Genomic DNA, 18,491 nt, shown 5'->3' with positions numbered 1-18,491 from the left:
CCTCGACCGGACCGGATCCGCCACCCGTCACGCTCCCGTCGATTGCCGACCCCGCGTGCGTCGTCGGCCGTCGGATCCGACCGGCGGTTCGACGGCCCCGTAACCACCCGCTGACGTAGAACGACCCTCCACCTCTCCACCGACGGGCGATCGAGCCCTCACCCGGTCCGAAGGGGTCAGAGCCGCTCGACGACCGCGCTCGTGACGTCCTCCGTGCTCGCCTCGCCACCGAGATCGGCGGTTCTGGGACCCGCTTCGAGCACGCCCGTCACCGCCTCCTCGACCCGTGTACTCTCCTCGTCGTAGCCCAGATGGTCGAGCAGCATCGCCGCCGAGAGGATCGCCGCGGTCGGGTTGGCGACCCCCTCGCCCGCGATGTCCGGGGCGGTGCCGTGAACCGGTTCGAACAGCGCGTTTTCCGTACCTATGTTCGCGCTGGGCAGCAGGCCGAGCCCGCCGACGAGGCCGGCGGCCAAATCGGACAGCACGTCGCCCGCGAGGTTCGGACAGACGATCACCTCGAACTGTTCAGGGTCGAGACAGACGTGGGTCGCGAAGGCGTCCATCAGCACTTCGTCGGCGTCGACGCCGCGTTCGTCGGCGACCCGCAGTACGTCCTCGCGAAAGCGTCCGTCCGTCTCGCGCATCACGTTGGCCTTGTGGGCGACGGTGAAGCCGTCGTGTTCACCGTCAGAAACGTACTCGCAGGCGAACTCGGCGAGACGTTCGGAGGCCGAACTCGTCACCACGCGGGTCAGCGTCGAGAGGTCCTCGTTCAACCTGTTCTCGTGGCCCGAGTAGACGCCCTCGGTGTTCTCCCGCAGGAAGACGAGGTCGGTTTCGGGGCGCAGCGCGTCCACGCCGGGATAGGCGCGGGCGGGCCGGACGTTGACGAACGAGCCGACCGCTTCCCTGAGAGGAAGGATCACGTCCGCTGCGCTCTCGCCCGCGGCCCCGAACAACGTCGCGTCCGCGCTCGCGACCAACTCGTAGGTCTCGGCGGGCAGGGCCTCGCCGGTCTCCTCCTTCACACGGTCGCCCGCTTCGGCCTCGACGAACTCGAACTCGCCGACCGTTTCGAGGACCTCGAGGGCCGCCGGCGTCACCTCCTTTCCGATCCCGTCGCCGGGGATGACGGCGATCTCCTCAGTCATCGCTCATGTACGGCAGGGAGTCGGCGGTCTCGCGCACGGCGGCCTCGTTTGCCTTCATGAGCGCCGTGGTGTCCCAGACGCCCTCGACGAGCGCCTTGTGCTGGGCGTCCGCGACGTCGGCGTCGATGGCCTTCTCCTCGTCGCCCGAGCCGTACGTGACGATCTCTCGCTCGACGTCGACGGTGATCTCGGCGTCGGGGTTCTCCTCGACGTACGCCTGCAGCGCGCCGATCTCCTCGGTGCTCGCGGTCACCGTGGGAATGCCGAGCGCGAGGCAGTTGCCCGCGAAGATCTCCGCGAAGGACTCGCCGACGATGGCGTCGATCCCCCAGCGCTGGAGCGCCTGCGGGGCGTGCTCGCGCGAGGAACCGCAGCCGAAGTTGGCGTTGACGACCAGCACGTTCGCCTCCTGATACTGCTCCTCGTTGAATGGGTGCTCTTTCTCGTCGTCCTCGCCGGTGAATCGCTGGTCGAAGAAGGCGAACTCGCCCAGCCCGTCGAAGGTGACGACCTTCATGAACCGTGCGGGGATGATCTGGTCGGTGTCGATGTCGTTGCCGCGGACCGGGATGCCGGTCCCCGAGACCGATTCGATCGTCTCGACCGGCGCGTCCTCGCTCATGCGACCACCTCCGGAGCCGCGCTCCGGCGTGCTCGCATTCGCCCGCTCACGGTCGACAACCGTTCGCGTTTTCGAGGCCCGTTGCGCCTCGTTTGGCTCATGCCGAGACCACCTCCTCCAGTTCCCGCACGTCGGTGACTTCCCCGGTGATCGCGGCGGCCGCGACCATCTCGGGGCTCATCAGCACCGTCCGACCGTCCTTCGATCCTTGGCGACCGACGAAGTTCCGGTTCGACGACGACGCCGAGGCCTGATCGCCCTCTAACTGATCCTCGTTCATCCCGAGACACATCGAACAGCCGGCGTTTCGCCACTCGAATCCGGCCTCGCGGAAGACGTCCGCGACCCCCTCCTCCTCGGCCGCCTGCTGGACGCGCTGGCTGCCGGGCACGACGAGCCCGCGCACGTCTGGGTCGACCGCTCGCCCCCGTACGATCTCCGCGGCCGCCCGGAGGTCGGGCAGTCGGGCGTTCGTACACGATCCCAGAAAGGCCACGTCGATCCCGTAGCCCGCCATCGTCTCGCCGGGTGAAACGCGCATGTGTTCCTGCGCGCGCCGGGCGGTGTCCTGCTTGTCCGCGGGCAACTCCTCGGGATGGGGGATCGGTTCGGTAATCCCGATCCCCTGACCGGGCGTGGTTCCCCACGTGACGGTGGGTTCGATCTCGCTGCCGTCGATCGTGACGACGTCGTCGTACTCGGCGTCCTCGTCGCTGCGAACCGACTCCCAGTAGGGTTTCAACTTCTCGAATCGTTCCTCGTCATCGCGGAACGCGTCCGTCTCCCGCAGCCACTCGTAGGTGGTCTCGTCGGGGTTGACGTAGCCCGCACGGGCCCCGCCCTCGATCGACATGTTGCAGATCGACATGCGACCCTCCATCCCCAGCGACTCGATGGCCTCGCCGGCGTACTCGTAGACGTAGCCGACGCCGCCCTCGGTTCCTAACTTCCTGATGATCGTCAGGACGACGTCCTTCGCGGTGACGCCGGGCCCGAGTTCGCCCGTGACCTCGATCTTTCTGACCTTCTGTTTCTCCATCGCTACCGTACCGGTGGCGAGCACGTCGCGGATCTGGCTGGTGCCGATCCCGAACGCGAGCGCGCCGAACGCTCCATGAGTGCTGGTGTGCGAATCGCCACAGACGATCGTCATCCCCGGCTGGGTGATCCCCTGCTCGGGGCCGATGACGTGGACGATCCCCTGATCGCCGGTATCCGGACTATCGAACTCGATGCCCGCCTCGCGGACGTTCGCCTCGAGTTCGCGCATCATCTCCTCGGCGGCGTCGTCGCCGTACGGCCGTGACTGGTCGGCGGTGGGGACGATGTGATCGACGGTCGCGTGCGTTCGCTCGGGATAGGCGACCTCGAGGTCGCGCTCCTTGAGCATGCCGAAGGCCTGCGGGCTGGTCACCTCGTGGATGAGGTGAAGCCCCACGAACAGCTGGGTCTGGCCCGTCGGCAGTTCGGTCACCGCGTGTCTGTCCCAGACCTTGTCGTAGAGGGTTCCTTCGCTCATTCCTCTACTACCAGTTCCTCATCCTCGTCGTACTCCTCGCCGCGCTCGAAGACGCGCTTCGCGCCCTCGTCGTCGTGCGGCGGGGTGTGATCGACGTCCCTCATTCGATCTCGACGCTCGGTCCCGGCATTTCTCTCACCCCCATCCGCGACCACGATCGGCCCGCGCGCGAACAGCGCGCCCGCACTGCGGTCGTCGTGGGGGTGGGTGTGGTCGACGTCCTTCATCCGCTGGGTGTTGGTATCGTTGTCGTCAGTCATCCGCGGTCACTCTCTCCTGTTCGTCCTCGTCTTCGGTTTCCTCGTCGGCCCACGCGAACAGCGCCCGTAGCTCCGCGCCGACCTCCTCGATGTCGTGGTTCTTCTCGGCCTGCCGGAGCTGGGTGTAGCTCGGCCGGCCGGCCTGGTTCTCCGCGATCCACTCGCGGGCGAACGTGCCGTCCTGGACCGCTTCGAGCACCTGCTCCATGTTCTCGCGGGCGTGCTCGTCGACGACCACGTCGCCCTTCGTGAGCCCGCCGTACTCGGCGGTGTCGCTCACGGAGTCCCACATCGCGCCGAGGCCGTCCTCGTACATCAGGTCGACGATCAGCTTCATCTCGTTGAGACACTCGAAGTAGGCCATCTGCGGGCTGTAGCCCGCGTCCACGAGCGTCTCGTACCCCTGCTTGATCAGGCTCGTGATCCCGCCACACAGGACGGCCTGCTCGCCGAACAGGTCGGTCTCGGTCTCCTCCCTAAAGGAGGTCTCGACGACGCCGGCGCGCGTACAGCCCAGCGCCTGGGCGTACGCGAGCGCCTCCTCTTTGGCCTCGCCGGTCGCGTCCTGATACACTGCGAGCAGGGCTGGCGTGCCCTGGTCGTTCTCGTAGTTGCGCCGGAGGAGGTGGCCGGGCGTCTTGGGCGCGATCATCGTCACGTCCACGTCCTCGGGGGGCTGGATCTGGTTGTAGTGGATGTTGAACCCGTGGGCGAACTGCAGCGTGTTACCCGGTTCGAGTTCCTCTTTGATGTCGTCGTAAACCATCGGCTGGACGGTGTCGGGCACCAGTACGCTGACGATGTCGGCCGCCGCGGCGACCTCTTTCGGCGTCCCGACCTCGAGGCCGTCCTCGCGGGCGGCCTCGCGCGAGGCGGAGTCCTCCTTCAGGCCGACCAGCACCTCGATCCCGCTGTCGGCGAGGTTCTGTGCGTGGGCGTGGCCCTGGCTGCCGTAGCCGAGTACGGCGACGGTCTTGTCCTCGATCTGGCTGCGCTGTGCGTCCTCGTCGTAGTAGATGGATGCGTCGTCTGTCATTGTTGGTCGTGTTTCCGCCACTCCTCGTGCATTCGTTCGTACCGTTCCTCCTCGATGTCGGTCGTCCAGACGTCGCCCCGAGCCATCGCGGTTTGGCCCGTCCGGGCGAGTTCGCGGATGCCGAACTGCTGGAAGGCGTCGATCGCGTCGTCGATCTTCCCCTCGTCGCCGGTGATCTCGATCGAGATCGTTCTCGGACCCGCATCCAGCACGGTCCCGTCGTACATCTCCGTGACCGCCTGGACCTTGTCGGGCTCGTCGCCGTGAACCTTCAGCACCACCAGCTCCCGGCGGATCGCGTCGCTGCTCAACTCCTGGACCGAGATCACGGGCAGGAGCTTCGCCAACTGCTTTTCGACCTGCCGGATCCCCGGTTCGGGCTCCTCGATGACGAGCGTGATCCGCGAGGTCTCGGGGTTCGTCGTCGTTCCCACCGTGAGGCTCTCGATGTTGAACTGCCGTCGGGAGACTAGGCCAGAGGCCTTCGCGAGCACGCCGGGTTCGTTCTCGACCAGCGCCGAGATGACCGTCCGTCTCGGAACGGGCTCGGCCTCGACCTCGGGATCGATCCGGATTCCTTGGCTATTGCGCCGGCCCGACGGCCGCGGTCGGTCCTCTGGGGCGGGTCCCTGTAACCGGTTGACCTGCTGCTGTTCGTTCTGCTGACTCATAGCTGGTCCTCCGAGAGGGCGAACTGGCCGTTGTCGCCACCACTGGGAACCATCGGGTAGACGTTCGCGCCGGGGTCGATGTGGAAGTCGATCACCGACGGGCCCTCGAAGGCCAGCGCGGCCTCGACGGTGTCGGCGACCTCGTCGTACTCGTGGACCGAGAATCCCTGCGCGCCGAACGCCTCGGCGAGCTTGTCGAACGCCGGAACCCACGGGTACTGCGAGGCCGAGTGACGGCCCTCAAAGAAGGCGTCCTGCCACTGGCGGACCATCCCGACCGCGGCGTTGTTCAACACCGCGACGGTGATGTCGAGGTTCTCCCTGACGGCGACGGCCAGCTCCTGACACGTCATCAAAAAGGAGCCGTCGCCCTCGAAGCAGACCACTTCCCGGTCCGGTTTCGCGACCTTTGCGCCGATCGCGGCGGGAAGCCCGTAGCCCATCGTCCCCAGCCCGTGGGAGGAGACCCACGTCCGCGGGTGGCGGTAGGTCCAGTACTGACACGCCCACATCTGGTGTTGGCCAACACCAGTAGTGACGATCGCGTCCTCGGGCGTGGCCTCGTCCAAGGCCTCGACGACGAACTCCGGGCGCAGCGGCCGGTCCTCGGGCGCGGCGTAGTCCATCGGGTACTCCGCCTTCCACGTCAGACACTGCTCGCGCCACTCGGGAACGTCGGGCGCGCGGGCCATCTCGTCGTCCAACTGTTCGAGCACCGATCCGGCGTCGCCGACCAGCGCGACATCGGCCTCGATGTTCTTCGAGATCTCCGCGGGATCGATGTCGACGTGCAGGATCTCGGCGTCGGGCGCGAACGTCTCGACGCCACCAGTAAGACGGTCGTCGAACCGACAGCCCACCGCGAGCATCGCGTCACAGTGGGTGATCGCCATGTTCGCGTAGCCGGTGCCGTGCATCCCGGCCATCTCCATCGACAGTTCGTGATCCTCGGGGAACGCCCCCAGCGCCGGCATCGTCGTCACGACGGGGATCCCGTACTCGGTGGCGAATTTTCGGAGTTCCTCGCTGGCCTCGCCCTTGATCACGCCGCCGCCCGCCAGGATGACGGGCTTCTCGGCGCGTTCTATGGTTCGGGCCGCCCGCTCGACGGCCTCCGAATCGGCCGTGGTCGGCGGGTCGTACGTGCTCGGCGTTCGGGGTTCGCCCGGTTCGTTTTCAGTGGGGCCGTTGGTCACGTCCTTCGGCAGGTCGACGACCGTGGGGCCGGGTCGCCCCGACCCCGAGACGGCGAAGGCCTCGCCGACGGTGTCTCCCACCGAGTCCGAATCGGTTGCGAAGTAGTTCGTCTTCGTGATGGGGGTGGTGATCCCCGTGGTGTCGGTCTCCTGGAAGGCGTCGTTGCCGACGAACGCGGTCGGCACCTGCCCGGTGAGCGCGACCACCGGGTCCGAGTCCATCGAGGCGTCGGCGAGCCCGGTCACGAGGTTGGTCGCGCCCGGTCCCGAGGTCGCGAGACAGACGCCCGGCTCCCCGGAGACGATCCCGTAGGCGTCGGCGGCGTGGGCCGCGCCCTGTTCGTGGGCCATCGTGATGTGGCGGATCTCCGAATCGTACAGCGCGTCGTAGACGGGCATGATCGCCCCGCCCTGGACGCCGAAACAGGTCTCGACGCCCGCGCCCTCGAGCGCGCGGATCACCGACCCCGCGCCGGTCGAGACCGGCGTCGCGACGGACGTCTCGCTTTCGACCCCATCGAGCGGTTCGCCTTCCTCCTCGAACGTGGCGGGTGGTTGTTCGCTCATCGGTGGCTCGATTCGTGGGTGGTTCGTGGGCGATACGGCGGTCGACAGCGGCTGCGTGGTGTGTACATGGGTAGCGCGCGTGCTGGAACTCTCGAAGGCGATTCGAACGGGTCAGGAAGGGTGGATGGTGTAGGGGCTAGACCCCTACAATAATGAGCGCGCGCGCTACGACCGCGTCGCTGTCGGTCCCTGCGGATCCGAAAGCGGTGGTCGCGTGCATCTATCTCGCGAATCGGCAGGCGGGGATAATAACCCTTGCGAGTCGGACAAGCGTTGCCGCGGCGTCGCTGGGCGGCGGGCTCTCGAGGGGGCATCTTACGCTCTGACCTCCTCGTGGCGCGCGACGTCGATCTCGCGGGCGAAGCGCTCGACGTCGCTGCGGGTGACGCGGTTCTTCTCCGCGCCGTAGTCCTTCACCCGGCGGGTGATCTCCCGGACCTCGCTCTCGGTCGGGTCGAACCCGGCCTCGGTCAAGAACTCCCGCACGGAGTGGGTTCCCGTGTGTTTGCCCAACACGAGTTCGCGCTTCGCACCGACCATCTCGGGGGTCATGATCCCCGGTTCGAACGTGTCGGAGTTCTCGATGACGCCCGCGGCGTGGATGCCGCTCTCGTGGCTGAAGGCGTTGGCCCCGACGATCGGTTTATTGGCAGGGACCGGGACGTCGCTTTTCTCCTCGATCATCCGCGAGAGTTCGGTGATCCGGGTCGTGTCGATCCCGGTATCCACTCCATAAATCGACTCGGCGGCCATCACGACCTCCTCGTAGGCGGCGTTGCCCGCGCGCTCGCCGATTCCGTTGACGCTGACCTGGGCCTGTTCGGCGCCGGCCTCGAAGCCGGCGATGGCGTTCGCGCTCGCCATCCCGAAGTCGTCGTGGGCGTGGACGTCGACGCGCGCGTCGGTGTGTTCTCGGACCAGTTCAACCAAGGCCCCCATCCGGCTGGGGGTCGCGACCCCGCAGGTGTCGGGGATGTTGACCCAGTCGACGCCGACCTCGTCGACGGCCTCGAGGATCTCGATCAGGAACTCGCTGTCGGTGCGCGTGGCGTCCATCGGCGAGAACATCACCTCGACGCCCGCGTCGTTCACTCGCTCGATGGACTCGACGGCCCGCCGCTTTACGTCCTCGCGGGTGGCGTGCATCGAGTCCTCGATCTGGACGTCGCTCGTCGAGACGAAGACGTGGACCATCCCCACGCCCGAGTCGATCGCGCTCTCGACGTCCTTCTCGACGACGCGAGCCAGCCCGCAGACCGTCGAGGTCGTCGAGGCGGCGATGTCGCTGACCGCCTCGAACTCCGCGTCGGAGTTGACGGGAAAGCCCGCCTCGATGACGTGGGTTCCCATCTCGTCGAGCACCGCCGCTATCTCGCGCTTGTCGTCGTAGCTGAACGACGTGCGTGGCGTCTGCTCACCATCGCGCAGCGTGGTGTCGAAAATCCGTACCGTCTCTATCTCGTCACTGGAGGCTAACGTGCCCTGGAAGAACTCGACCCCCCCGACTGGTGTCGGAGGCGTCCATGTTGTTATTGGACATGGTACTCGGGTCCAGAGCCGTCGGAGTACATAAACCCACCGCTGTGACAGCCCGCCGCGATCCCGCGAACCAGTTGGTCGACCGTTACGTTCCGCGAAACCGCACGAGGGAACGCCCATATAATGACCTTAATCCCATTAGTCACCTCGATACGGTATCGAGATCGATCACGTCCCTGAACCGACAGGCGAAATATTTTCGTGCTATTTTTTACGAAATATACACTCGAGACGGCGCGCGCGCATCGAAACTGGACACCCGTTGTCGCAGCGTGTACACTGAAGGGGCTGGCACTCGAACGGCGAGTGTATGACGAACGATCAGGTCATTGACCTCCTGCGGGAGGCGTACAACGACGAACTCGAGACGGTGATGAACTACCTGACGAACTCGATCGTCCTCGACGGGGTCCACGCCGAGGGGATCAAGGAGAGCCTCGATCTCGACGTCGACGAGGAGCTGAACCACGCCCGGATGCTCGGCCAGCGCCTGAAACAGCTCGACGCCCGCCCGCCGGCGTCGTTCGACTTCGAGGCGGCCCAGGAGGGCCTCCAGCCCCCCGAGGACAGCACGGACATCCTCAGCGTGATCGACGGCGTCATCGAGGCCGAGGACGACGCCATCTCGACGTATCGCTCGCTGATCGACGCCGCCGAGGAGGCCAACGACCCCGTCACCGAGGACCTCGCGGTCGAACTGCTGGGCGACGAGGAGGCCCACCGCGCGGAGTTCCGCGGCTTCCGACGGGAGTACAAGGACTGATACCGTCGGCTGTACTTACAGATCTTCCCCGCTACGAGGCGGGGGGGATCGTCACACAAGTCCGACGGTACGAGCACCGGGCGACGCTAGGTTTTTTGCGAGCGGGAACCAGCCCCGTGTATGGCCGACTTCAACCTCGACCTCAGATCGGTCGAGGAACACATCGACGACGGGGACGACGAGGAGGAGACGACGATCACGCTGGGCGTGCTCGACGGCACCACGCCCCCCGAGGAGTGGATCGCCGCGACCGAACGGGGCGAGGTGCTCGTGCTGGCGGTCGACGGCGACCTGAACGAACTGGCGAGCGGGTTCGCCCGCGAGATCAGCGAATCGGGCGGCGAACTCGTCCACTTCCGGGAGTTCCTCGTCGTCACTCCCGAGGGCGTGACGGTCGACACCGACCGCCTCTAAGGCGACGTGAACCGCCGCTAAGCCGAGGATACTTTTGGAGGCCCGTCGCCTCCGACGGGCCATGGAGCGACCCGCCGTCCCGGAACTCACGGTGCCCGACCGAACGCTGATGGGGCCCGGCCCCAGCGACGTCCACCCCCGCGTCCTGCGCGCGATGAGCACGCCGCTCGTCGGGCACCTCGACCCCTCGTTTCTCGAGATCATGGACGAGACCCAGGCCCTCCTTCGGTACACGTTTCGGACCGACAACGAGTGGACCCTTCCCGTCTCCGGAACGGGATCGGCGGCGATGGAGGCCGCCTTCTCGAACCTCGTCGAACCCGGCGAGACCGTCCTCGTGCCCGACAACGGCTACTTCGGCGCGCGGATGGCGAGCATGGCCGAGCGTGCCGGCGGCGACGTCGTCCGTGTGAGCGCGCCGTGGGGCCGGCCGCTCGATCCCGCCGACGTCGAGCGGGCGTTCGCCGAGCACTCCCCCGCGGTCTTCGCGTTCGTCCACGGCGAGACCTCGACGGGCGTGCGCCAGCCCGACGTCGCGCGACTGACCGACATCGCCCACGCGAACGACGCGCTCGTGATCGTCGACGCCGTCACCACGCTCGGCGGGGTCGAACTCCGGGTCGACGAGTGGGGGATCGACGTCGCCTATTCGGGCTCCCAGAAGTGTCTCTCCTGCCCGCCCGGCGCGAGCCCGCTGACGCTCAACGACCGGGCGATGGCGAAGGTGCTCGGTCGGGAGGACGAACCGCGGTCGTGGTACCTCGATCTCTCGCTGCTGGAGGGGTACTGGGGCGAACGGCGGGCGTATCACCACACCGCCCCGATCACGAACGTCTACGCGCTGCGCGAGGCGCTCAGGCTCGTGGGCGAGGAGGGGATCGAGGCGCGGTGGGACCGCCACCGCGAGGTCGCGGGCGCGCTGAGGGCGGGCCTCCGGGGGATGGGGCTCGCGACGAACGCCGACGAGGCGTGCTGGCTGCCGAGTCTCACTGCCGTCCGGGTGCCCGAGACCGTCGACGACGGCGCGGTGATCGAGCGCCTGCTCGTCGAGTACGACGTCGAGATCGCCGCCGGCCTGGGCGATCTGGCCGGCGAGATCTGGCGGATCGGCTGTATGGGCCACTCCGCACGGGAGAAGAACGTCAGCCACCTGCTGTCGGCGCTCGGTGCCGTCCTCGAAGCCGAGGGCTACGAGGCGGGGCGGATCGAGGCCGACACGCCGGTCGCGGACGACTGACGGCGCGCTCGCCGGGACTCACCACTCGGCGAGCGCGCCGGCCCCGTGATCGTGCAGGAGGACGGCGAGCATGGTGAGCACGCCCGTGATGGCGAACGCGCCGCCGACGTAGAACACCGACGCCATGCCGACGGCGGTCATGAGCCACCCTCCGAGAAGCGGCGCGATCACGCTGCCGGGGCGCCAGACGAGTTCGCGGAGGCCGAAACTGGAGGCGACCCCGCCCTCGCTGGACCCCTCGTCGGCGAACAGCGCCATGCTCGCGGGTTCGCGGAGGCTGTCGACGACCCCGAGCAGCCCCGAGAGCGCGAGTAGCGGGAGGAACGCCGGCGAGACGCGCCGACGAGGGGGTAGCTTCCAGGGAGGGAGAGGGTCGCGCCGATCGCGGGCGAGAAGGGGACCGCGAGAGCGATTATCCCATATAGACCGCCGCCGACGAAGACGAACGCGGCCCGGCCGTACGAGTCCGAGAGCCGGCCGGTGAAGGGCTGACACAGCATGTTGGTGAACTTCTCGGCGACGACGGTGAGGCTGACCGCGAGCGCGCCGTATGCCAGCCCGCCCTGTGCGGCGGTCACGCCGGCGTAGATCGGCACCCACGTGCGCACGAGCGTGACGGCGAAGGCGTACTGCATCCGGAAGGAGGTCACGGTGAGGATCCGGCGATTGAGCGCGAGGTCGGTGAATGGAAAGCCCGGAACGCGGGTCTCGTCGGGGTTCAGGTAGCGAAACCCGCCGAACCAGGCTACCGTGGTGAGGACGACGATGATCGCGAAGACGGGGGTGAAGCCGAACGCCTCGTAGAGCGCGCCCGCCGAGAGGCTTCCCAGAATGGAGGCGGCGAAACTGGCGGCGTTCGCCTTCCCGATGTAGTTCGCCCGGGTTCCGGCGGTGGCGATCTGGCCGACCAGCGAGAGGCTCATCAGCGCCGCGCCGGTGACCGCGATCCCCTGAAGCCCGCGTGCGAGGACGAACGAGGCGCTCGAATCGACCAGCGGGAACAGGGCGTAGGCGACGATCCCGACCCCGAGCGAGACCAGCAGGACCAGCCGTTTGTCGAAGCGGTCGCCGGCCCACGCGATCGGCACCACGGCGACGGTCTGGGCGAGCGTGAAGCCGCTGGTGTACATCCCGATGACGAAGCCGGCGCCGACGGTCACGCCGAGGACGGTCGTCGCGGAGGGGTCGAGTTCGTTGATGTAGTACGGCAGCAGCGTGATCAGCGTGATGAACCCGAACCCCTCGGCGAATCGCGTGGTGTAGAGGGTGAGAAACTGCAACCGGTCGTGGTTCACACCGGACCTCCCGAGGGCCGCGAGATAGCTATTTCGAAACGTAGCTACCGGCATCCGGAGTCGTCCTCAAATGTGGGAATCCGGAGCATAGTTATCCCATTAGAAATACAACTATTGGATGGCCATACATGTCATCGGAACTCGATCCAGGACTGCGACACCTGAAAGCGGGGCTGTACGCGTTGCCACCAATAGAACGCTCGGTCGAAGGCAGGGTTCTACGCGAGACCCGGCAGTTCCGCGGTGTGACGCTCGAACAGTCCGTGGGGTATCTCGAAGCCCTCGGCGGCGAGCGCGTCGGCGAGAACGACGTCGAAGGTGACGGATGGCAAGCTCACCTCTCGGCCCGGAAAGTCCCCGTCGGGCCGTCCTACCGACTCACCGAGGTCACGATAACGTGGTCCGGTGAGGAGGACGTTCTCGAACCGGTCATCCTCCGGTTCCGGCTCAAAACGTTCCGGGCACCGGGATGACTCGTATCAGACTTCGATGGAGCCGATCCCGCACCACTATCCCTCGAACGTCAGATAGTGGCCGTCGGGATCGAGGACTCGCACGCCGTCCTCGAGCGACTCGACCGCGCAGGCGCGGTCAGCGACCCTATCGGCGGCCCCCTCCGGGTCAGGGGTCCCGAAGCCCAGATCGACGTGGACGCCGCCGCGGGCGTCCGCGAGGCCTAGTTGGGGCTCCCAGAGTTCGAGGTCCATCGGTCCCGCGAGACGAATCCGCCGACGGTCGCTCCCCCGGTCCGTGGCCTCGAAGCCGAGGTCGGCGTAGAAGTCCTCGGCGCGATCGAGGTCCGCGACCTCCAGTACCACCTCGAAGATCCCGGTGATTCCCGAGCCCCCGCCGACCTCACCGATCTCGACGCAGTGGTCGTCGGGGTCGTCGACGTACAGCGAGCGCGAGGAGCCGAAGACGTGTTCGTCGGGATCGAGGTCCTCGAGGCGGTCCCACCACCCGTCGTACTCCTCGGCCGGCGCGGAGAAGGCGTAGTGGGTGTGCAGGCCGCCGCGCGGGACGCGCGTGGGTCGGCGCAGGATCAACTCCGTCTCACCTGCCCCGAGGGCGACCTCGGTGTCGCTCTCGCGTTCGACGGGCAGGTCGAGACGGGTCGTGTAGAAGTCACGGGCGCGATCGAGGTACTTGACCTCGAGGGCGAGCCACCGAAGGGAGTCGAGCATGGCCGAGAATGCACGCGGATCGGCATAAATCGTGAACAAGACGGAGCAGAAGCGCCGGAATAGCGGTCGTCCCGTACCGGAGGTCCGGATCGAACGGCGACGGATCGAGCGACGCGAACCGGTAAACCACCCTTCCGACGCGAATCGCCCGCGGACGGCGGCCGGTTCGGATCGCGTACCGTCCGGCCTCCTACTGTCGGTCATAGGTACGTGGATCCGAGACGATCGGGGCGGGAACGAATCGGGCTACTGTCTGTCGAATCGTGCCACCGACGGTGATCGTCCCACGGCTGACAGTATCAGGCACGGTCGGCGACCACGCGAACGAGGCGGACGTTCCCCACGCCCGCGGCGATCAGGGCCGCGAGGACCGCGACGAGGCTGGACGCGAGCAGGAGCGAGTCGTACCCGTACCCGACCGAGATCGCCAGACCGGCGAACGCGATCGGGCCGGCGGTCCGTCCGAGGAACGTGGTGCTGTTGCGGAGGCTCATCGCGCCGGCGAGGTACTCGGTGTCGACCCGGTCGCTCACGGCGGCGTCGACGACCGGCATCAACAGGCCGACGCCCGCGCCGATGACCAGAACCGCGCCGAGCATCGCCGGCGTCCCGGGTGCGATCCACGCGGCCGCGAAGCCGACCGCGTAGCAGGCGAACCCGAGCGCGATCAGCCACTCGTTCGAGAGGAGGCGTGCCAGCCGCCCGCTCGCGGTCGCGACGACCATCGACGACGCCTCCCCCGCCAGGATCACCGCGCCGATCAGCACCGGCGTCAGCGCCGTCGCCAGCAGGAACGGCAGCGCGGTGAAGATCACGCCGAACGCGAGGAACTCCGTCACGAACGCGACGGCGAACAGCGCCACGAGCGGGGGCGTGAGGACCGTCCGCGCGGCGTCCACGAGGTACGCCGTTCCGCGTCCGCCCGCGGGGCGGTCGGGTTCGTCGAGCGCGACCTGTGCGAACGCGGCGACCGGAAGCGCCGCGAGGTACGCGAGAAACGGGGCGTTCCACGCGATACCGACGAGCATCCCGCCGAGCACCGGGAACAGGGCGGCGGTGGCCGAGAGGACGGCGACGTTGACGCCGAGGACGGCGTTGCGCTGGGCGCCGTCGAACGTGTCGCCGACCAGCGTGACCGTGGTGATGAAGATCGCCGCGGCGGCGGTCCCCTGGGCGACACGGAGCGCGAGCAGGGCCTCGAAGCTCGGCGCGAGCGCCATCGCGCCGCCCAGCACCCCGAACGTCGCCAGCCCAGCGACGAGCACCCGCTTGCGGCCGATCCGATCGGCGAGGAGGCCGATGAACGGCGAGAGGACGATTCCCACGACGAAGTACGTGCTCACGAGGAGGCTCGCCTGTGCGTCGGAGATCCCGAACACGTCCCGGAACACCGGGAGCGCGGGGCTGATGAGGGGCACGCCCAGCGGCGCGAGCGCCGTGCTCGTCAGCACGATCTGGACCGTCCGCGAGCGCCACGGGACGGCCGGTTCGTCGGTCTGTACCTCGATTTTGGTCGTTCCATCCATGTTCGAACGGAGGACGCCACGGGCCGTATAGTCATTCCTCGAAACTGATATCTCCGCCGGAGCGGTATCTCACCGCCTGCGACAGGGCTAATACCGTGACACGCCAACGTTCGGTAGTCGGTCGGCGGCGACGTGATCCGCATGCCAGACACCGTACTCGACGAGATACTGGAGACCACCCGCGAGTTGGACGCCAATCCGGTCGCGGCGCACGAACTCGGATCGCGGATGGACACCGACGAACTCCTCGACGTCGTTCGCCACCGCGACCTCCTCGAAGCGCTGGTCGACGGCCCCCTCGACCGGCCCGACCTCCAGGCTCGATTGGGCGTCTCCCGGGCGACGAGCCACCGGTTCACGCGGTGGCTACGGGAGCGCGATCTCGCGAACCGCGTCGACAACCGGTTCGTTCTGACGGGAAAGGGCGAGGCGTACGCGGACGCCGTCTTCCACCTCGAACGCGACCTCAGGGCGGCGACGGTGCTCGCCCCGCTGCTCGAGTCGATCTGTGAGGCCCACCGGGAGTTCGTCGTCGCGCCGTTCGCGGACGGAACCGTGACCACCGCGACGCCCGAGGACCCCCACGCGCCGCTCTCGCGATTCGTCCACCTCCTCCGGGGGAGCGACGGCTTCCGCGGGTTCAACACGACCCACGTGTTCCCCCCGGGGCTCGAGGACGCGTACGAACACCTCTTCGACGGCACGGAGGTAGAACTCATCTACCTCCCGAGCGCCGTCGAACGCCTCCTCGATCGGGACCCCGAGCGCCTCCGCGAAGCCATCGACGAGGGGTATCTGACGCTTCGAACGCGCGAGGCGCTCCCGTACGGACTCGCCATCTTCGACGACCGCGTCGGCGTCGCGGGCTACGACGAGGAGACCGGTACGATGCGCGTGTTCGTCGACTCGGAGTCCGCGATCGCCCGCGGCTGGGCCGAGCGGGTCTTCGAGACCTACCGGGACCGCTCGGACCCGATCCGGACGCCGACCGATCGATCGGCCGACTGAGGATATATGCGTCCGTAGCCCCTACCCTCGCCCATGCCGATGAAACGAGGCGGCGAGGCGGGCGACGCACGCCGGATCGACCGTTTCGAGGGCGGGTTCGGCTGGATCGCCTTCCCCGACGAGGAGATGCAACGCGCGAGCCACGCGCTCGTCTCCGGCGGGGAGGTCTGGCTGGTCGACCCGGTCGATACGCCCGATCTGGACGACTGGATCGCCGAGGAGGGCGACCTCGCGGGCGTCGTCGTGTTGCTCGATCGCCACACGCGCGACGCCGCCGCCATCGCGGCCCGACACGGCGCGTCGGTGTACGTCCCGGAGGCGCTCGCCGACGCCCGACGGGAGATCGACGCGCCCGTCGAGACGTTCTCGAAGACGCTCCCCGGGACCGGCTATCGGGCCTTCACGGTCCTCGATACGCCCCTCTGGACCGAGGTCGGACTGTACGACGACGAGAACGGGACCCTCGTGGTCGCCGAGAGCGTCGGGACCGCCGGGTTCTTCCGCGCGCCGGGCGAGCGCCTCGGGGTCCACCCCGCCCGGAGGCTGTTCCCGCCGACCGCGCTTCGGGGGTTCGTCCCCGAGCGGATCCTCGTCGGCCACGGGGAGGCGGTTACGGACGAGGCGCCGGAGGCGCTCCGGGAGGCGCTCTCGGGGTCGCGACGAAACACCCCTCGGCTGTACGCGAAGAGCCTCAAGACGTTCCTCCCGCTGTAACTGGCAGAATAGTTATATTTGTTGGACGCGTACGGGGAGCGAGTGGTCCACATCACGCGCGGACTGGCGACGGCCCTCCTGGGGTTCGCCGAGGAGGCCGAACCCGAGTCCTTCAGCACGGGCCTCGGCACGACGCCCGCCCGCGAGTTCGAGGTCGACCTCGGCTGTCCGCCCGAGACGCCGATCTTCACGCACTTCTACCACCCCGACGCGGGCGGGTCGGTGAGCGCGGTCTTCGGGATGGACTTCTCCACCCCGGCGGGGCGCACGCACGGGCGGTTCGTCTCGCACCCACAGGGGCGACTGGCGGTAGCGATCACCGACGACCTGCACGCGACGATGCTCGTCGCGGTGCCGCCATGGGGGATCGACGAACTGGCCGCCTTCGACCGGCGGGGGGCACGCCAGCCCCTCGAGATCGTCGAGGCCGAACCGCCGCTCGAAACGCTGTGACTATTTGAGATAGCCCAGATCGCGGAGCTGGTCGGCGATCTCCTCGAACTCCGCCTCGGTCAGTTCGCCCCGTTTCTGGTGCTGGATGACGATGCTCCGAAGCAGGAACCGCACGAGGTCGCTCGTGGACTGGAAGCTCGTGCCCTCGATGGTCTCCTCGACGCGTTCCGCGAGATCCTTCGGGATCGAGACGGTGGTGTACTCGGTCACGTTAGGGCGTGAGAACCGCGGCCCAAAGCCGTTATCGCTCCCCGTCGAGCCGGCGCATCTGTTCGCGGTGGAGGGTGACGATCAGGTCAGAGAGCAGGCCGAACATCACGAGTTGCATCCCGAAGAGGACGGCCGAGGCCGAGACGAGCGCCATGACCTCGTGGCCGGTGCTGTGGACGACCCACCGATAGCCGACCCAGCCCGCGACCGCGACCCCCAGGAGCATCGACGCGATGCCGACGCTCCCGAAGTAGAACAGCGGGTTGTGGGTGCGCGCGAGCCGGTAGAGCGTGAGGACGATGAGCCCCCCGTCGCGAAACGGCCGGAGGTTGGTGTCGGAGCTCTCGGGGCGTGGCTCGTAGCGGATCGGCACCACCGCCGTCGGAACGTTCCGGCGCATACACTCGACTGCGAGTTCGGTCTCGATACCGAATCCGTCCTCGGCCAGCGCCATCCGCTCCGCTGATTCGCGGGTAAATGCTCGATAGCCGCTCAGGATGTCCCCCAGATCACGCCCGTGGATGTAGGCGAACGCGCGGTTGATCAGGCCGTTGCCCGCGCGGTTCAGCCGCCCCATCGCGTCGTCGGCCATGTCCGCGAAGCGGTCGCCGATGACGTGTTCGGCCTCGCCCGACCGGAGGGGTTCGAGCATCGCGTCGGCGTCCTCGGGCCGGTAGGTGCCGTCGCCGTCGGCCATCAGGACATAAGGGGTGTCGACGTGCGAGAGGGCTTCCCGGACGGCCTGGCCCTTGCCCTCGCCCGACTGGATGACGACGCGCGCGCCGTGGATCGCGGCGATCTCTCTGGTGGCGTCCTCGGAGTTGCCGTCGACGACGAGGACCTCGGAGAACCCCTGCGCACGAAAGCCATCGACTACCGAGCCGATGGTTTCGGCCTCGTCGAGCGTCGGAAGGACGACGGAGACGTCGTCGTACTGCGGTGGTGGGGTCGTTATCTCCGCGGAACTGGTGGTCGACGATTGCATGCTGATTAGCGAACCAGATCCGGGAGTCGTTCGATGGGCGAGGGGATCGGACGGTATGAGGACGCTTGCATGAATAAATACGAGTTAGTCCTTATGTAAATATCTTCTGTCGTGGAGGACATATAGTTGATACGGACA

General features: G+C 67.6%; 19 protein-coding genes and 1 pseudogene. 7 read left to right on the top strand and 13 right to left on the bottom strand.

What is annotated here, in order from left to right; all coding sequences use genetic code 11:
• Window positions 1-176: 176 nt before the first annotated feature.
• The 8 genes from QRT08_RS01225 to QRT08_RS01190 all read right to left on the bottom strand — a co-directional run bounded on the left by QRT08_RS01225 (window position 177) and on the right by QRT08_RS01190 (window position 8,615).
• The gene (locus QRT08_RS01225; RefSeq protein ID WP_286043750.1) at window positions 177-1,154 is read right to left on the bottom strand and encodes an isocitrate/isopropylmalate dehydrogenase family protein; all 978 of its coding nucleotides are present in this window, start codon (window positions 1,152-1,154) and stop codon (window positions 177-179) included.
• Window positions 1,147-1,776, bottom strand: coding sequence for a 3-isopropylmalate dehydratase small subunit (leuD, locus tag QRT08_RS01220; RefSeq protein WP_286043749.1), 630 nt, complete (start codon window positions 1,774-1,776; stop codon window positions 1,147-1,149). Before leuD ends, QRT08_RS01225 begins: the two co-directional genes overlap by 8 nt.
• A 97-nt stretch (window positions 1,777-1,873) precedes the next feature.
• Complete coding sequence (gene leuC, locus QRT08_RS01215; RefSeq protein WP_286043748.1) at window positions 1,874-3,295, bottom strand: 3-isopropylmalate dehydratase large subunit; 1,422 nt, start codon at window positions 3,293-3,295, stop codon at window positions 1,874-1,876.
• Window positions 3,292-3,555: a DUF7989 family protein gene (locus QRT08_RS01210; protein WP_286043747.1), complete on the bottom strand. Its 264-nt coding sequence runs from the start codon at window positions 3,553-3,555 to the stop codon at window positions 3,292-3,294. Before QRT08_RS01210 ends, leuC begins: the two co-directional genes overlap by 4 nt.
• The gene (gene ilvC / locus QRT08_RS01205; protein ID WP_286043746.1) at window positions 3,548-4,591 is read right to left on the bottom strand and encodes a ketol-acid reductoisomerase; all 1,044 of its coding nucleotides are present in this window, start codon (window positions 4,589-4,591) and stop codon (window positions 3,548-3,550) included. Before ilvC ends, QRT08_RS01210 begins: the two co-directional genes overlap by 8 nt.
• Window positions 4,588-5,262, bottom strand: a complete 675-nt coding sequence (ilvN, locus tag QRT08_RS01200) for an acetolactate synthase small subunit (RefSeq protein ID WP_286043745.1) — start codon at window positions 5,260-5,262, stop codon at window positions 4,588-4,590. Before ilvN ends, ilvC begins: the two co-directional genes overlap by 4 nt.
• Window positions 5,259-7,025, bottom strand: a complete 1,767-nt coding sequence (gene ilvB / locus QRT08_RS01195; protein WP_286043744.1) for a biosynthetic-type acetolactate synthase large subunit — start codon at window positions 7,023-7,025, stop codon at window positions 5,259-5,261. Before ilvB ends, ilvN begins: the two co-directional genes overlap by 4 nt.
• A 315-nt stretch (window positions 7,026-7,340) precedes the next feature.
• Window positions 7,341-8,615: a LeuA family protein gene (locus QRT08_RS01190; protein WP_303650203.1), complete on the bottom strand. Its 1,275-nt coding sequence runs from the start codon at window positions 8,613-8,615 to the stop codon at window positions 7,341-7,343.
• Window positions 8,616-8,874: 259 nt separating this feature from the next.
• Here QRT08_RS01190 and QRT08_RS01185 point away from each other — a divergent pair, with 259 nt between their 5' ends.
• From QRT08_RS01185 to QRT08_RS01175, 3 genes are all read left to right on the top strand, one after another.
• Window positions 8,875-9,327 carry a ferritin-like domain-containing protein gene (locus QRT08_RS01185; RefSeq protein WP_286043743.1) on the top strand — a complete coding sequence of 151 codons (453 nt, stop codon included), beginning with the start codon at window positions 8,875-8,877 and terminating at the stop codon, window positions 9,325-9,327.
• Between the two features lie 120 nt (window positions 9,328-9,447).
• Window positions 9,448-9,741: a DUF5779 family protein gene (locus tag QRT08_RS01180; protein WP_286043742.1), complete on the top strand. Its 294-nt coding sequence runs from the start codon at window positions 9,448-9,450 to the stop codon at window positions 9,739-9,741.
• Between the two features lie 61 nt (window positions 9,742-9,802).
• Complete coding sequence (locus QRT08_RS01175; RefSeq protein WP_286043741.1) at window positions 9,803-10,978, top strand: pyridoxal-phosphate-dependent aminotransferase family protein; 1,176 nt, start codon at window positions 9,803-9,805, stop codon at window positions 10,976-10,978.
• A gap of 18 nt (window positions 10,979-10,996) precedes the next feature.
• Here the strand turns inward: QRT08_RS01175 and QRT08_RS01170 are convergent.
• Window positions 10,997-12,273: pseudogene (locus QRT08_RS01170) on the bottom strand (MFS transporter).
• Window positions 12,274-12,401: 128 nt separating this feature from the next.
• Between QRT08_RS01170 and QRT08_RS01165 the strand changes: the two are divergent.
• The gene (locus QRT08_RS01165; protein WP_286043740.1) at window positions 12,402-12,746 is read left to right on the top strand and encodes a MoaD-like domain-containing protein; all 345 of its coding nucleotides are present in this window, start codon (window positions 12,402-12,404) and stop codon (window positions 12,744-12,746) included.
• 36 nt (window positions 12,747-12,782) lie between these two features.
• On the opposite strand, the gene QRT08_RS01160 is transcribed toward QRT08_RS01165, so the two are convergent.
• Both QRT08_RS01160 and QRT08_RS01155 read right to left on the bottom strand, forming a co-directional pair.
• Window positions 12,783-13,457, bottom strand: coding sequence for a VOC family protein (locus tag QRT08_RS01160; protein WP_286043739.1), 675 nt, complete (start codon window positions 13,455-13,457; stop codon window positions 12,783-12,785).
• Between the two features lie 299 nt (window positions 13,458-13,756).
• The gene (locus tag QRT08_RS01155) at window positions 13,757-14,983 is read right to left on the bottom strand and encodes an MFS transporter (RefSeq protein ID WP_286043738.1); all 1,227 of its coding nucleotides are present in this window, start codon (window positions 14,981-14,983) and stop codon (window positions 13,757-13,759) included.
• Between the two features lie 141 nt (window positions 14,984-15,124).
• Between QRT08_RS01155 and QRT08_RS01150 the strand changes: the two genes are divergently transcribed.
• From QRT08_RS01150 to QRT08_RS01140, 3 genes are read left to right on the top strand one after another with little or no spacing between them, the layout of a single operon-like run.
• Window positions 15,125-15,991, top strand: a complete 867-nt coding sequence (locus QRT08_RS01150) for a helix-turn-helix transcriptional regulator (protein WP_286043737.1) — start codon at window positions 15,125-15,127, stop codon at window positions 15,989-15,991.
• 33 nt (window positions 15,992-16,024) lie between these two features.
• Complete coding sequence (locus QRT08_RS01145; RefSeq protein WP_286043736.1) at window positions 16,025-16,705, top strand: hypothetical protein; 681 nt, start codon at window positions 16,025-16,027, stop codon at window positions 16,703-16,705.
• Between the two features lie 42 nt (window positions 16,706-16,747).
• Window positions 16,748-17,158, top strand: a complete 411-nt coding sequence (locus QRT08_RS01140) for a JAB/MPN domain protein-containing protein (RefSeq protein WP_286043735.1) — start codon at window positions 16,748-16,750, stop codon at window positions 17,156-17,158.
• On the opposite strand, the gene QRT08_RS01135 is transcribed toward QRT08_RS01140, so the two are convergent.
• Together QRT08_RS01135 and aglJ are read right to left on the bottom strand one after the other, a co-directional pair.
• Window positions 17,159-17,368 (bottom strand): ribbon-helix-helix domain-containing protein, encoded by a 210-nt coding sequence (locus QRT08_RS01135; protein WP_066383217.1) that lies wholly within the window; start codon window positions 17,366-17,368, stop codon window positions 17,159-17,161.
• Between the two features lie 31 nt (window positions 17,369-17,399).
• A complete protein-coding gene (gene aglJ, locus QRT08_RS01130; RefSeq protein ID WP_286043734.1) occupies window positions 17,400-18,353 on the bottom strand; it encodes an S-layer glycoprotein N-glycosyltransferase AglJ in 954 nt (317 codons plus the stop codon).
• Between the last annotated feature and the right edge of the window lie 138 nt (window positions 18,354-18,491).

Source organism: Halalkalicoccus sp. NIPERK01, assembly GCF_030287405.1.
Taxonomy (GTDB): domain Archaea; phylum Halobacteriota; class Halobacteria; order Halobacteriales; family Halalkalicoccaceae; genus Halalkalicoccus.
Note: the sequence above shows the minus strand (reverse complement) of the source record. Positions and strands in the feature narration are given on the sequence as shown.